A 14,731-nucleotide genomic window follows, 5' to 3' on the forward strand; every position below is an offset into this window, starting at 1 on the left:
AGAAGTCGAGTTGAAGGACGGACTACAAAGCGTTTCAAGTTTAAGTCTAGCTAGCTCAAGACTTAGCGTTACATAGTGTATTTTTTTCCTGTCCACCTACTTATGAACAATTAACCGGACATCATATAAGTGATTGCCTGAGTAATTTCCGCCATCCGCGCACTGAAACTGTTGGCTGAATTTTTTTTAATGAGAAACGGGGGTATTTTGTAATAAAAATTTATCAAACGAGTAGGGCCCAGAAGTTTTCTGCTCTTGAAAGAGATCGAACTCTTCCCTATTTTAGCAGTGTTTTTATTGTGACTTAAGAACCGAAGTAAAATATTCAGCCATTTGGCTAATCGTTTATTGGCTAATTGGCCGACTCGGTAATTCGTTAGTTTGAATATGCTAGAGTTAGTCAGGTTGATATAGAGTGCCATCTGTTATCTAAGTATCATGCTCAAAATTTTGGTAATTGAGGACGACGAATTAATCCGGGAAACTCTTCTGCAACTCCTGGAATCTCACAGCTACCGGGTCATTGCGGCTGAAAACGGTCGAGCTGGGGTGCAGATGGCACTTTCGGAGATACCGGATTTAATTTTGTGCGACGTGCAGATGCCGGAACTCGACGGTTATGACGTGTTGCGGACTCTGCGGCAAAACTCGCTAGCTGCAACAATTCCATTTATTTTCCTCACGGCTCAAAGTGACAAAACCGATTTTCGTCGGGGGATGGAATTGGGCGCAGACGATTACTTGACAAAGCCGTTTACCAAAGCTGAATTGCTAGGAGCAATTGCTTCTCGCGTCTTGAAACGGCAAACTATTACTCAACCGCTGACAGTCGCGCTTCACCAAGCAGAAGCCAGACTCAAAGATTTAGTTAACGACTCCACTAAGGTTACGACCCTCTCTCCTGAAAAGTTTGCTCTCGAAGCTTTGTTGCGCCACGCTTTGGCACAAGGTGAGTTTCAGGTATATTATCAGCCACAAGTGAATATTGCTACCGGCAAAGTTATCGGCGCTGAAGCTTTAGTGCGCTGGCAAAATCCCGATCGAGGTATAATTTCTCCCTGCGAATTTATTCCCTTAGCAGAAGAAACAGGTTTAATTATTCAGATTGGCGAGTGGGTACTGCTTTCAGCTTGCGCTCAAGCCGCTAGTTGGCTGGCGGCGGGGTTTTCGCCCTTTACAATATCAGTAAACTTGTCGGCCCGGCAGTTGTCGGACCCGGAACTAAAAGCGCGAATCGTCCAAATATTGGAAACTACAGGTTTAGAGCCTGCTAATTTAGAATTAGAAATGACCGAAAGCGCTTTGGTGGAAAATGCGACTGTAGCAGGCGCTACTTTAAACGAACTTAAAGCTCTAGGAATTCGGATTGCTATTGACGACTTCGGCACCGGTTACGCTACTTTAGGATATCTTAAGCAATTTGCTTTTGACACTTTAAAAATTGATCGAATTTTCGTCCGTAATGCCAGCGAAGATACTCAAAATGCTGCTATTACTACAGCAGTAATTTTACTTGGTCACAGTTTGAATATGACAGTAATTGCTGAGGGAGTGGAAACAGAAGCAGAACTAGATTTTTTGAAACAACATCAGTGCGATATCATGCAGGGGTATCTGTTCAGCCGCCCCGAACCCGCACCGATAATTGAAAGTATGTTGGTTGCCGACCCGAGTTGGTTCGCGCCGCCCCCAGCAGCAGGAGCTGCTCGCGCTGTCCCTTTTGTACCTGTATCCGAACCTGAAAACTCTAAAAACCTTTCAATGTCGGGTCTAGGAATAGTATAAGTGTCACCCAGATTTCAGTTTTATAGGATTAAATTCTTTCTTTTACCTTCTATTTTCTGCATAAAAGTTCACGCTTCCTCATAAAAAGTTGTAGCTTTTGATGATATGCGAATCAAATAAGGATATTCCCCATATTGCTCTACTGCTTCCGCTTTTATGCGCTAGGCGCTCCTAATTGGACTATTTGAGAAAGTGTGGCGTCTTGAAATTGTGAGCCTTTATCCAGTTGCAGGAGGTAAACTCATTTAAGTTCCTACTTTGGGACTGGCAGTTTCAAGAACTGTCCAACTGGAATTGGTGCAAGCCTGTCATGGAAAGAATATTAGTGGTTGACGACGAAGCAGACTGTCAAACAGTCTTAGCAATGTACTTGGAAAGTCAGGGATATCGGGTGGAATGCGCTAATTCAGGGGTGGAGGCGCTCTCAATGTTTGAAAATGCCCCCCCAGATTTGGTAATTTCAGATGTGATGATGCCGGAAATGGACGGGTTTGAGTTTTGTCGCCGTTTGCGAACTACCCGTTTGGGACAGTTAGTTCCGTTTATATTTTTGTCTGGTCAAGGGGAGATTGAGTCAAAAGTTGAAGGTCATTCGATCGGCGCTGACGATTATCTGGTAAAACCTTTTCAGTCTGAAGAAATCTTAGCTAAGGTAAAGGCGCAGTTAGAGCGCTCTCACCGGATTCACGCCGAGATTGTCCGACTGCTTCAAACTTCTAGCGGTAGGGCGGTGGAACCACAATTTGTGGCAGTATTGCCAGCACCTGCACCTTTGCCTTTAACACCAGCCGAGGAAAGAGTTTTTTGGGAGGTTATCCAGGGTTATACTAACAAACAAATTAGCGATCGGCTGTTTATTAGCCCCCGGACTGTGCAAGCTCATTTAGGCAGCATTTTCAGCAAATTACAGCTAGAAAATCGGGCACAGCTTGTGAGATTTGCCCTCGAAAGAGGGTACAAACCGCCTCAAACTTAACTCGGATCTCAACCTAGGGTGCGCCAGCCCGCCAGTCAGTCGATTTTAGATTTTAGATTTTAGATTTATTCCACAGATTCATCTGGGAGCTACAACTTTAGTCTAAAATTTTGATCTTTCCACGGCTTAAGTCGGAGACTTCTAGCGGTTTTTGGGCCGGGTCAGTCGATTTTAGATTTTAGATTTATTCCACAGATTCATCTGGGAGCTACAACTTTAGTCTAAAATTTTGCTCTTTCCACGACTTAAGTCGGAGGCTTCTATCGGTTTTTGGGCGGGAGCAAAAATTCCCGTAGCTGCAAAAAAAATGGAGGCTGACGCACTCAGCAAGCAGATTATTCCACATTCAAAACACAATAAGGAAAAGTAGTGATCACGCAAACCCCAGGCCCCAAATTCGTACCTCGCAAGTTGGCACGTTCCAAATCAGCTTGCCGCACGTTATTCGCCGCATCAATATTTGTCCCGGTCAATTGAGCCCTAGGAAGCCTAGTATTTGACAAAATAGCATTCTGCAAATTAGTATCGCGCACATCGGCGAAAGACATATCCGCTCCGCTTAAATTCGCACGATTCAAATTAACTCTAAACAACAGCGAACGCCTCAAATCTGCATTCGACAAATTAGCTTGCAGCAGATAAGCTTCCCCCAGATTGGCATTAAAAAGTTTAGCACCGCGCAAATCCGCACTCGTCAGATTCGCTCGCCCCAAAAAAGCATTAGACAAATCCGCATTTCGCAGATTAGCACCATTCAATTCAGCACCGTACATCTCGGCATTAACTAAGTTAGCATTTGCCAAATTAGCATCACTTAAGTCCGCTTCTAGCAAATTAGCTTCATAAAGATTTGCTCCGCTTAAATCGGCTCCTCTTAAATTAGCTCTGTACAAGCTAGCCTTGAACAAATCAGCATTTCTCAAGTCACAGCCCTCGCACTCTTTAGTTTCCAGCAATTGCCTAACATGATCGGGATTTTGAGCTTTAACGGGAGCTACCAGCCCAAACAAAGCTAAACTTGCCGTTACAGTTGCCAAGAGTTTAAGTTTCACAAACAAACCTCACTGCTACTTCAAACAAATTATACTAGCAAACTATAGACTTTAAACCGATATCCTTCTCTCTTTTCTCTTGCTATTCGTTCTCGGCGCCCTCTGCGCTAAATCTTCAAAAAAATGATTTGCAGCCAAGGATATAGACCTGCTGACAGCAAGGCGGGCCAAGCCCGCCCTACTTAACTTAATTAAGCTTCATCTAAAGCAGCAACACCAGGCAATTCCTTACCTTCGAGCAGCTCCAAACTAGCACCGCCACCAGTAGAAATGTGGCTCATTTGTTCACCTAAATTTAACTGTTCAACAGCCGCCACCGAGTCACCACCACCGATAATGGTGGTAGTACCAGTTTTAGTAAGTCCCGCCAAAGAATGAGCGATACCTTCAGTTCCCACAGCAAACTTCTCCATCTCAAACACGCCCATGGGCCCGTTCCAGATAACAGTTTTGCAATCGGCCAAAGCATCTTGGAAAGTTTTTACTGAATCCGGGCCGATATCCAAACCCATCCAACCGTCGGGGATGCTTTCAACAGAGACAGTTTGAGTGTTAGCATCAGCAGCAAACTTGTCAGCAACTACCACATCAGTAGGTAACAGAAAAGCAACTCCCCGTTCCTTCGCCTTAGCTTCCAAAGACTTAGCCAGTTCCAGCTTGTCCTCTTCCACCAAAGACTTTCCAACGTTCAAGCCGCGAGCTTTGTAGAAGGTGAAAACCATGCCACCGCCCAACAGCAGTTTGTCGCACTTTTCGAGCAGTTTTTCAATGACTCCAATCTTGCTGGAAACCTTAGAACCGCCGATTATAGCAGCTAAAGGACGCTGAGGATTGTCGATCGCACTGCCGAGATATTGCAGTTCCTTCTCCATCAAAAACCCAGCCACAGAAGGACTCAGGTACTTAGTAACGCCTTCAGTAGAAGCGTGAGCCCGGTGAGCCGTACCAAAAGCATCATTGACATACAAATCGGCCACAGAAGCTAACTTCTTAGCAAATTCCGGGTCGTTTGCCTCCTCCTCTGGATAGAAGCGAACATTTTCCAGCAACAGCACATCGCCATCTTGCATCCCGGCGACTGTAGCAGCGACTTCATCACCGATGCAGTCATCAGTCTTTTTGACTTCTTTACCCAACAATTCCGACAGGCGCACAGCAACCGGCGTCAAGCGCAACTTCTCTGTCACACCCTTGGGACGGCCGAAGTGGCTGCACAAAATCACCTTAGCGCCCTTGGACGCTAAATCTTGAATTGTCGGCAGAGCCGCCCGGATGCGAGTATCATCGGTGATATTGCCGTTGTCGAGCGGCACGTTAAAGTCCGCCCGTACCAATACCCGTTTGCCCGATAAGTCCGATGCCGATAAATTTGCTACAGTTTTTTTTGTCACAGGATTAACCTCCTAATATGTGTGTTTTTGTCGAATTCCGTTGAAATGGCGGCACTGGTCACTTGCACTTGGGCCTCGGACGCATTCAACCGCGTCCGTACAAAAAACGGAAGATGAAACAAACGGCACTGATTGGCTCAACGTAAACATTTTATCGGAGTCCGCGTCCCGGAGATGCGCAGTATGTTCAAGACTGTCTTATTTCCTGTAGATCAAAGCCGAGAAGCCCGCGAAGCTGCCGAAAAGGTGGTCAATATCGTGAAAACCTACGGTTCTCGCTTAGTTATTCTCTCGGTAGTCGAGCCCCCAGCCGAGGAGGCCGACGCCCCCGCGCGAGAGGTGATGACTTCCCCCGAAGCAGTCGCCAAACTTCTTTCTGAGGCCCAATCGATGTTTTCCCAGCAGGGAATTGAAGCTGAAATCATCGAACGGGAAGGCAAACCTGCTTTCACGATTTGCGATGTGGCTGACGAAATTGGGGCCGATTTGATTGTGATGGGCTGTCGGGGGATGGGTTTAACCGATGAGGGGGCGTCTGACAGCGTTACCAATCGGGTGATCAATCTGTCTCCTTGTGCAGTTTTGATTGTGCCTTAGTCAGTTGACAGTTGTCAGTTGACTGTTGACTGTTGGCAGTTGGCAGTTGACAGTTGACTGTTGTCATTCAACAACTAACCAATAACAACTGTCAACTAACTAATAACAACTAACTAATAACAACTAACAAGTAACAAAAGTCAACAGTCAACAGTCAACAGTCAACTAACTAATGAAAATTCACTGGTATCCCGGTCACATTGCCAAAGCTGAACGGGCATTAAAAGAACAGCTAAAGCGGGTAGATGTGGTGCTCGAAGTCCGAGATGCCCGCATTCCATTGGCTACTTATCACCCCCAAATGCCGAGCTGGGTGGGTGGCAAGCCGCGAGTATTGGTCATCAACCGCATGGATATGATTACGCCTCGATCGCGCGAGGCGTGGGAAACATGGTTTGAGGCTCAGGGGGAAACTGCGTATTTTACTAATGCCGAGCACGGTCAAGGAGTAGATGATGTGGCGGATGCGGTGCAGAATGCTGGGGTGCAGCTAAATAAAAGAAGGTTCGATCGAGGTATGCTGCCCCGTCCAGTCCGTGCAGTGGTGATGGGCTTTCCCAATGTCGGAAAATCTGCTCTAATTAATCGGCTGTTAGGGCGGAGAGTGGTAGATAGTGCCCGCAGAGCTGGAGTAACTAAATCGCTCCGATGGATTCGCATTTCTGATGAAATTGAATTATTAGACGCGCCCGGAGTGATCCCAACCCGAATTAACAATCAAGAAAATGCCATAAAATTAGCTATTTGCGAAGATATTGGCGAAGCAGCTTACGACAACCAGGTAGTAGCAGCAGCGATGGTAGATTTGCTCCAAGGGCTGGAGGCGACTGATGACACGTTGGTATCACTATCTGGTTTCAAATCCAGGTATAAATTAGATCCAGCATCTAGTAATGGTGAAGATTATTTGCACGAGGTCGCAAAAGACAAGTATAAAGGAGATGTCGAACGAACGGCGCGACAGATGTTAAACGATTTTAGAACTGGTGTTTTGGGTCAACTTTCTTTGGAGTTGCCGCCGGCTCGATCAGACTCGTAACCTACAACTAATCAGAAATGGTATTCAATAGAGAGTTGCTGACGGTGATAATTTGAACTTCGTCTCCTATGTGTAATATTTTTTCTGCTGCTTGAGGTGCGAGTCGCGTGTTAACTATCAGCCGACTAAAGTGATTTAAATGCCCTTTTTTTACCAAGTCAGGCATGATTTCCTTCTGCTTGGCTGTTAGTATATTTTTAAAATTTAGATCGCCTGCTTTCGCCCCATAGTTTCGCGTAGATAGGATACATGGCTGACCGGGATTAATAGCTTCAAATATTACTGTTCCTATTTTAAACCTAACAATTTCATCAGATTGTGAGAAAAGTTGGTCTTCCCAAAAAGCTGGGACATCCCCTATTTCAATATTAGCTCGCAAGCGATGGCGCATCTCGTTAACGCAAACTCTCGGAAACCAAGATGCAACTTCGGCAATTGTTTCGGTACTGATAATGGTTGGCCCTGGTGCAGCAAGATTGTCGGGAAAACCAGTCAGCAAGTTTTCAATTAACTTGACGGAGAAACCGAAGTAATTGCTCAACCAAGATTCTATTCCCAAGCGTTCTCTATCTACATGAAAAAATATTTCTTGTTCGGTGCCTTGAATTTTCAGGCCGGCAATTCTCTTTTTAATGTCAAAGGATAAGCGTAGAAAACAGACTCCGCTGTTGTGCTTGCTGTTAACCAATTCTCCTGCTGCATCGCAGATTGCAAAAGAGCGATCGCCTTCTAGAGCTCCGCTGGCTAGAATAGTTGCTTGACTGACTGCTATGCCGTCAAGGGACTTGACCGGATAGATATGAATGCTGGCGACGTATGACATTTCGAGCCATTGATAAAAAATAGTCGTTTTAGATACATTCTAGCATCCCGGTAGAAGGATGACCGCAGTTGACTTTACTAAATAAAATATGAATGAAATAAAAATAGGTCACTTTTTTGAAGTTTACATTTTGCCGGAGCTGCGTGTAAAGAAAAATCAAAAAAGTCTGAGTGAGGTTGTGGTAGATATTATGCTAGAAAATAGAAAAAATTGAACCGAGTTATAAGCAATGACTGAAAGGGGAAAAAAAGCATGATTTCGCGACGCAATTTAATGTTGAAGGCTGGTGCAGGGATGCTCGCGGCAAGCTTGGCACCAGTGATTTTACAAGCCCAAGCAGCAAAAGCAGAGGCAATCTCTGACCTGACTCCCGACGGTGCTCTCAAGAAATTGATGGAGGGGAATCAACGCTACATTGAGCAAAAACGGACATTTCCCGACCAAGCTCGATCGCGGATTGTAGAAGTAGCACAGGGTCAACATCCGTTTGCAACCATCCTGGCTTGTTCTGATTCGCGCGTTGCTCCCGAAATTATTTTCGACCAAGGATTGGGGGATTTATTTGATATCCGAGTAGCTGGCAATTTTCTCGACGATGTGGTTCTCGGAAATATAGAATATGCGGCCTTAGAATTAGGCGTGCCACTATTAGTAATTCTGGGTCACGAACGCTGCGGTGCTGTTAAAGCAGCTTTAGATGGCAAAGCTGTGCCTGGTCACATTAGCACTTTGGTGGCGGCGATTAAACCAGCAGTTGATTCGACCAAAGGTCAAACAGGCGATGCGTGGGATAACGCAGTCAGAGCTAATGTGAAAATGAATGTAAATCAGTTACAATCCTCGTCGCCTATTTTAGCTGAAGCTGTCAAAGCGGGCAAGGTTAAAGTTGTTGGGGGTCGCTACGATTTGGATAGCGGCAAAGTGGAGATAATTGCTTGATTTTACTGGTTGTATCTCATATCTTGGAATATTTTTAATGAACAGGCTTTCCGGCCTGTTCCACGAGAATTTGATTGTGGGGTGGGCATCCTGCCCGCCCATAAAAGCCATAATTTCAGTTACATTAAACCCATTTCTTGCAGTCCCCGGCGCAGGCGTTCTGCTTCAAATGGGCGGCGCTGTTCGTGAAGGGCGATCGCTCTTTTGAATTCTGCTAAACTCTCTGGCATTTTGCCAATCTTCAGCAAGGCTACTGCCAAGTTTTGATGAGCTTCGGCGTGTTCGGGATCGATTTTTATCGCTTGTCGGTAATAGGCGATCGCATCTGCTAAATTTCCGGCTGCCTTCAGCGTCAGTCCTAAATTGTAGTGACCTACAGCAAAATAGGGGTCAATTTTTAAAGCTGCTTTGTAAGCTTTTTCAGCAGATTTTAAATCTCCTTCATCTTTGAACAAATTGCCCAAATTATTGTAAGCGCCCAACTTGAGCGGGGGGAAAACATTGGTATTAATTGCGGCTTGATAGTGTTCTTTTGCTTTACCAAATTGCTGCTGCTGGCGATAAGCAATTCCCAAATGATAGTTAAGCTCGTAAACAATAGAATCATCAATGCCCTCGGCAGTTAAGCCTTTGGTTAATAAATTAATTCCCCGCCCAATTTGCCCGGTTTCTACATACAGCGCACCTAATTTGCTACAAGCATAAGCATCGTTTGGATAATAAGCGATATACCGTTCCATGGCTGCTTGAGCTTTTTGGAATTTACTTTTTGCTGCGATCGCATCTTTTTGATAACCAGAGTGCCAAATCGCCACATCGGGGAGAGCAGCTATTTTCCACTTTGGTTCCCTCTGCAAAATCTCACCTACGCTGTCGTCTACCATGGCGTGGTAAGGGCGAGAAAAGCGGATGTCGGGGCGATTGCGAAACAAGCGCGACACCAAGGAATAGGGAGATTGAGAGGCACCGATTTCTTGGCGGATGAGATTGATTAGCAGCAGCCGATCGCTCGCAATTGCCTGCTTCATTTGAGGTACCATCTCCGGTACCAAAACCTCATCTGCATCCAACACCAAAATCCAGTCGCCCAGGGCGTGCTTCAGACACTCATTGCGCGCCGCTGCGAAGTCGTCGCACCATTCAAAGTCATAAACCCTCGCCCCGGATTCTCGGGCAATTTCACGGGTGCGATCGCCCGATCCCGTATCCACCACCACTATTTCGTCCACAACACCTTTAACGCTGTCCAAAGTCCGCGACAGTGTTGCCTCTTCATTCTTCACAATCATGCACAGAGTCAGATCCATCGGGCGCAAACTTTCCTCGTTTCACAAAATTATTGTAATTTTTTTACCAGTAAAACACAAAAAGTCCCAGAAACAATTCTCCTATTTCCTTTTTGCCTTGAGCATAAGTACCTTTCTTCCCTAGAGAAAGTGGGTTAACTCTTTTGAGATATTAAAAAGGCTCAAACTCCGACAATTAATGGGAAATCCTACCACTTTCGGTTCCTCCCTACGGTAGAGGTAAGGACTGGAGAGCACTTGTTATTCTAAAAACATAAGACAAGGCACGAGAAAAGTTTAAGTATTCAGGAGAAAGAGAAATGGGAATTATTGCTTGGATCGTTTTAGGACTGATTGCCGGTGCGATCGCCAAAGCCATTTATCCGGGAACTCAAGGCGGTGGTTTTCTGGCAACAACAGGTTTAGGAATTTTGGGCGCGCTAGTGGGAGGTTATCTGGGTCAAGTCTTGCTGGGGACTAGCGGGGGAGCATCCTTTGGAGCATTGACTCTACCCAGTATAGCTTTTGCAGTTGTAGGTGCGATCGTTCTACTTTTCATCTGGGGATTGTTAACTCAGCGTGCTGCATAACAAATACTGCCAATTCCCAGTCGATAGACTTTTAGGGTATTCATAAACCCGGTTTCTTGAAGAAACCGGGTTTTTCAGTGGTTGGTAGGATGCGTCAGCCTACTTTTACCAAATCCGCGTTAAAAACCCCGATCGGACTCAGCGCTTGCAACGGTTCAAGAGCAAAACTTTTCTCCGCACAGAGGGGGACTGAAGAATAAAGGGGGAAAAATGCCGGACTTGGTATTAATTAATCAATCCGCAAATTGAAAGGCAAGCGAACATAAATCCCCTGCGGGTCGTTCATAGACTTGATCGCAGCCAATTCATCTTGCATTTTCTTAAATTCGGCCGTTAGCGGGTCGAGTTTGGTGGCTGGTTTCAAAACGTGAACGCCTGAAATTTTTTCCAAAATTCGCTCTTCCAAACTGCGGCGTTTGGGATATTCTTCCACCTTCCAATCGTCGCCGAGTTTAGCTTGCTTAGCAGCCTCTCTGACAGCATCTTCAAGCCCGCCAATTTCATCGACCAAACCCAACTGTTTCGCGGCTGTGCCAGACCACACCCTGCCTTGAGCGATTTCTTGTACCTTGTTTTTCGGCAGTTGGCGGGAGTTGGCGACTTTAGTAATAAATCGATCGTAAATGCGATCGACTATCCTCTGAATATTCGCCAATTCTTGAGGATTTTTGGGACGGGAAACCGTGTTAGTATCCGCAAAGCGGGCGGTTTTTACCACGTCCCAAGTTAGGCCGTTGTTAGCAGCCAACTTTTCGGCGTTGAACAGCATTCCAAAAACGCCTATCGAACCGGTAATCGTATTGGGTTCGGCAAAAATGCGGTTGGAACCCATCGAAATCCAATAGCCGCCGGATGCTGCTAAATTGCCCATCGAAACGATAACTGGTTTCTTTTTGCCCGTCAGCATCACTTCGCGTCCGATTACTTCGGCCGCCGTCGCGCTACCTCCGGGACTGTTGACGCGCAAAACCACTGCTTTTACGTCGTTATCTTCTCGGATTTTCCGCATTTCTTTAGCGATGCGATCGCCTCCTACTTGAGTCGGGCCCCCTTCGCCGTCTACAATCTCTCCCTCTGCGTAAAGTATAGCAATTTGGTTTTTCTTGTCAGCGCGAGTTGAGTTTTTATCTTCAGCGACTCTGGCATAGTTTTTCAAACTAATTTGCTTGAAAGATTTGTTTTCGCCATCGGTTCCTGTGAGCTTTTTAAGTTCAGTCGATATTTCATCAAAGTAAACAACTTTATCAACTAACTTGCTTTTTAGAGCTTCGTCAGCCATCAAAGTTCCGCCCTTATCTGCAAGCGCTTGCAGTTGCGGAACAGTCACTTTACGGATCGGGGCGACAGTTTTCAGGTATTCTCCCCACATATCTCCGAGCAACTTTTGAGTTTGCTGGCGATTTTCGGGACTCATTTTTGTGAGCAAAAACGGCTCAACGGCTGACTTGTATTTGCCGACGCGAGTCACTTGCACTCCCACGCCGTATTTCTCCAAAGCACCGGTGAAAAACATTGCCTGACTGCTAAAACCGTTGAGTTCCAAAGCGCCGTAAGGATTGATTGCTATTGTATTAGCAACGGAACCGAGGTAATAATCTCGCTCATTCCAGTCCATCTGGTAAGCAAAAATGGGCTTTTTGGCATCTCGGAAACGCTGCAAGGCTCCTCGAACTTCTTTGAGGTTGGCAAACCCGCTGCTGCTCGAATCCGAGCTGCCTTCGAGATAAATGCCAACGATTTTGGGATCTTTTTTTGCATATTCGATCGTGTCTAAAACAGTCCGCAGCGTCACTGTATCCCCGGCATCTTCCGAAAGGACTTCTTCAATCGCCGCGCCAGTGCTACGGCTCGGTTTGCTGTCGGTAATATTTAAAGAAAGGTCTAATACCAATACCGACTTATCTTTAACTTGCGGGCCCGAATCCTTAGACGACGATGCGGCCAGAGCAATTAGCAGTACCAGTCCTCCCAATCCGATGCTGCCTAGCAGCAACAGTCCTAGGAAGGTTCCCAGTAAACTTGCACAGGTATATTTTAGAAAATCTTTCATTTAGATAATTAGTCAGTTAACAGTTGACAGTTGACAGTTGACAGTTTTCAGTTTTCAGTTGACAGTTGACAGTTGCCCTTAATCAATAAAGTTCAGACAATAAATTGTCTTGAAATTATATGCGTTTATCTGTGTTTATCTGCCTAGCATCTGCGGTTGACCTATTAATCAAAGATTCAGGCAAAAGCTCTTATGACAATTGACAACCCTTCGACTTGCTTCTGCTACGCTCTTCGGACAAGTCGCTGGCTGACAAGCTGTCAACTCTCAACTGTCAACTGACTGCTGACTCACTTTTATCTTAACCTTTCCAAAACCCCAGAATGTTTTAACTCATCCAAGCTAGCGCATCCCGTACAGAACATCACGGTAGCGATTTCTGCAATTAACACCTCAGCTAGAAGGGCTGTGGCTGATTCCGATTCCGCTGCAGCTTGCAGAAATGGCCGCGCCAGTCCTGCAATATCCGCGCCAAGAGCGAGAGCCTTCGCTGCATCCAGCCCATTCTGCAAGCCTCCAGAAGCAATCAAAGGAACATCCGGCGCTGCGGCGCGGGTGCTGACAATGCACTCGGCTGTCGGTATTCCCCAGTCGGCAAAGGTTGCGCCCAACCTGCGCTGCTTGCCATCTTTAGCTCGCTCTCCTTCTATTTTCGCCCAAGAAGTGCCTCCTGCCCCGGCAATGTCGATCGCACCTACCCCCGCAGCGAGCAATTTCTTTGCCATTTTTCCTGAAATACCGTTGCCGACTTCTTTCGCAATAACTGGTACTGGTAATTTATCGCATAATTTGGCAATTTTATCTAGCAGTCCTTTAAAGTTAGTATCACCTTCGGTTTGAACGCACTCTTGCAGCGGATTGAGGTGCAAAATTAGAGCATCTGCTTCGAGAATATCAACAATTTTTTGGCACTCTTCCAAACCGTAATTATAGTTTAATTGAACTGCTCCGATGTTGGCAAATAGCAGAATATCGGGAGCGCGGCGACGGACGGCAAATGTAGGAGCTAGTTGAGGATTTTCTACAACAATTCGCTGGGAACCGACTCCCATTGCTAGTTTGTATTCTTGAGCGACATCGGCGAGGCGATAATTGATTGTCTGAGCTAATTCTGTGCCACCAGTCATCGAGGAAATGAGCAGGGGAACGGCTAGTTTTTTGCCGAGAAATGTGGAGGTTAAATCAATTTCAGTGCGATCAAGTTCTGGCAAACAGCAGTGTTCAAAACGGTAGCGTTCTAGGCCGCTGGTAGTTTCGCGAAATTGTACGTCTTCTTCGAGACAAATCCGCAGGTGCTCTGCTTTGCGAGTTTCGGTTTGCGAGGGGGATGTTAGCGGCAAGTTCACAGTGGCTATTTGGGGAAAGAGTTTTGATTTGGGAATATAGCAATTTTATTTCATTTTTGAATTTTTTAATGAACCGCAGAAAACTCAGAGAGCGCAGAGGAAAAGAAAACAGAGATGTGCGTAAATCCTGCAAGGGTTGCTGTATTATCCAGGAACAGTCAGCGGCATTCCGTTATCGGAAGGTTTTAACTTGAGTAAAAAAGGAACTGCTTTTTGCACCCAGGCTTTGGCTGATGTGTAACTTGCTGCATCTTCGCCGAAACAAATGTCCAGCATATCCGTGTGAATTATCCCCGGATTCAAAGGAACTGCTGCCATACCTGCGGGCAATTCTTGAGCGAGCGATCGCGTAAGTCCTTCTATTGCCCACTTGGAAGCGCAATAGGGCGCGACTTCCGGCGAAGTTGACCTTCCCCAACCAGAACTCAAGTTGACAATTATGCCGCTTTTTCGAGCAATCATTGCCGGGACAAAGTGACGAATTACATTAGCTGTACCTTTAATATTAACATCAATTACCTGGGAAAATTCTTCGTCACTGACATTCCAAAGAGGGGCGAGATGATTAGCTACACCTGCATTATTAATTAGCAAATCTGGCGGCTCTTTTTTGACCAGTATTTCTGTTGCCCAAGCTTTAACTCGATCGTCTTTGGTGACATCCAAACAAGTAAAATGGTGGGGCGCACTATATTTTTGTTGGAGTTTTTCCACCGCTTGCGAAGAACGGGCGCATCCCACAACTGTATGTCCCAATTCAATAAACTTTTCGGTCATGGCAAGACCTAGACCGCGACTAACTCCGGTAATTACAATTAATTTTGTCATAGATTTGCTCCAAGTTTGACATTAAGTAA

Annotated in this window: 13 protein-coding genes; 6 read left to right on the forward strand and 7 right to left on the reverse strand. The window is 45.8% G+C overall.

Features of this window, described 5'->3' with window-relative positions; translation table 11 throughout:
* Positions 1-438: 438 nt before the first annotated feature.
* Positions 439-1,785, forward strand: a complete 1,347-nt coding sequence (locus QUA45_RS00715; RefSeq protein WP_333218921.1) for an EAL domain-containing response regulator — start codon at positions 439-441, stop codon at positions 1,783-1,785.
* Positions 1,786-2,095: 310 nt separating this feature from the next.
* A complete protein-coding gene (locus tag QUA45_RS00720) occupies positions 2,096-2,761 on the forward strand; it encodes a response regulator (RefSeq protein WP_333072892.1) in 666 nt (221 codons plus the stop codon).
* 335 nt (positions 2,762-3,096) lie between these two features.
* On the opposite strand, the gene QUA45_RS00725 is transcribed toward QUA45_RS00720, so the two are convergent.
* Together QUA45_RS00725 and QUA45_RS00730 are read right to left on the reverse strand one after the other, a co-directional pair.
* On the reverse strand, positions 3,097-3,813 hold the full coding sequence (locus tag QUA45_RS00725) for a pentapeptide repeat-containing protein (RefSeq protein WP_333065852.1): 717 nt from the start codon (positions 3,811-3,813) through the stop codon (positions 3,097-3,099).
* Between the two features lie 191 nt (positions 3,814-4,004).
* Positions 4,005-5,204, reverse strand: coding sequence for a phosphoglycerate kinase (locus QUA45_RS00730; protein WP_333094644.1), 1,200 nt, complete (start codon positions 5,202-5,204; stop codon positions 4,005-4,007).
* A 183-nt stretch (positions 5,205-5,387) separates the two neighbouring features.
* Here QUA45_RS00730 and QUA45_RS00735 point away from each other — a divergent pair, with 183 nt between their 5' ends.
* A complete protein-coding gene (locus QUA45_RS00735; RefSeq protein WP_333094646.1) occupies positions 5,388-5,801 on the forward strand; it encodes a universal stress protein in 414 nt (137 codons plus the stop codon).
* 172 nt (positions 5,802-5,973) lie between these two features.
* A complete protein-coding gene (ylqF, locus tag QUA45_RS00740) occupies positions 5,974-6,840 on the forward strand; it encodes a ribosome biogenesis GTPase YlqF (RefSeq protein ID WP_333218923.1) in 867 nt (288 codons plus the stop codon).
* A 7-nt stretch (positions 6,841-6,847) separates the two neighbouring features.
* Here ylqF and QUA45_RS00745 read toward each other — a convergent pair whose 3' ends face one another.
* Positions 6,848-7,663 carry an MOSC N-terminal beta barrel domain-containing protein gene (locus tag QUA45_RS00745; protein ID WP_333218924.1) on the reverse strand — a complete coding sequence of 272 codons (816 nt, stop codon included), beginning with the start codon at positions 7,661-7,663 and terminating at the stop codon, positions 6,848-6,850.
* Between the two features lie 252 nt (positions 7,664-7,915).
* On the opposite strand from QUA45_RS00745, the gene QUA45_RS00750 reads away from it, so the two are divergent.
* Positions 7,916-8,602, forward strand: coding sequence for a carbonic anhydrase (locus QUA45_RS00750; RefSeq protein ID WP_333218927.1), 687 nt, complete (start codon positions 7,916-7,918; stop codon positions 8,600-8,602).
* 119 nt (positions 8,603-8,721) lie between these two features.
* Here the strand turns inward: QUA45_RS00750 and QUA45_RS00755 are convergent, their stop codons facing one another.
* Positions 8,722-9,909: a tetratricopeptide repeat protein gene (locus tag QUA45_RS00755; protein WP_333094653.1), complete on the reverse strand. Its 1,188-nt coding sequence runs from the start codon at positions 9,907-9,909 to the stop codon at positions 8,722-8,724.
* Between the two features lie 299 nt (positions 9,910-10,208).
* Here QUA45_RS00755 and QUA45_RS00760 point away from each other — a divergent pair, with 299 nt between their 5' ends.
* Positions 10,209-10,478, forward strand: coding sequence for a GlsB/YeaQ/YmgE family stress response membrane protein (locus tag QUA45_RS00760; protein WP_333037423.1), 270 nt, complete (start codon positions 10,209-10,211; stop codon positions 10,476-10,478).
* Between the two features lie 229 nt (positions 10,479-10,707).
* Here the strand turns inward: QUA45_RS00760 and sppA are convergent, their stop codons facing one another.
* The 3 genes from sppA to QUA45_RS00775 form a co-directional block, all read right to left on the reverse strand.
* Positions 10,708-12,528, reverse strand: a complete 1,821-nt coding sequence (sppA, locus tag QUA45_RS00765) for a signal peptide peptidase SppA (protein ID WP_333094654.1) — start codon at positions 12,526-12,528, stop codon at positions 10,708-10,710.
* A 296-nt stretch (positions 12,529-12,824) separates the two neighbouring features.
* Complete coding sequence (gene fni / locus QUA45_RS00770) at positions 12,825-13,874, reverse strand: type 2 isopentenyl-diphosphate Delta-isomerase (RefSeq protein WP_333218929.1); 1,050 nt, start codon at positions 13,872-13,874, stop codon at positions 12,825-12,827.
* Positions 13,875-14,018: 144 nt separating this feature from the next.
* Complete coding sequence (locus tag QUA45_RS00775; RefSeq protein WP_333094657.1) at positions 14,019-14,702, reverse strand: SDR family NAD(P)-dependent oxidoreductase; 684 nt, start codon at positions 14,700-14,702, stop codon at positions 14,019-14,021.
* Between the last annotated feature and the right edge of the window lie 29 nt (positions 14,703-14,731).

Source organism: Microcoleus sp. Pol12A5, assembly GCF_036701435.1.
Taxonomy (GTDB): Bacteria; Cyanobacteriota; Cyanobacteriia; order Cyanobacteriales; family Microcoleaceae; genus Microcoleus.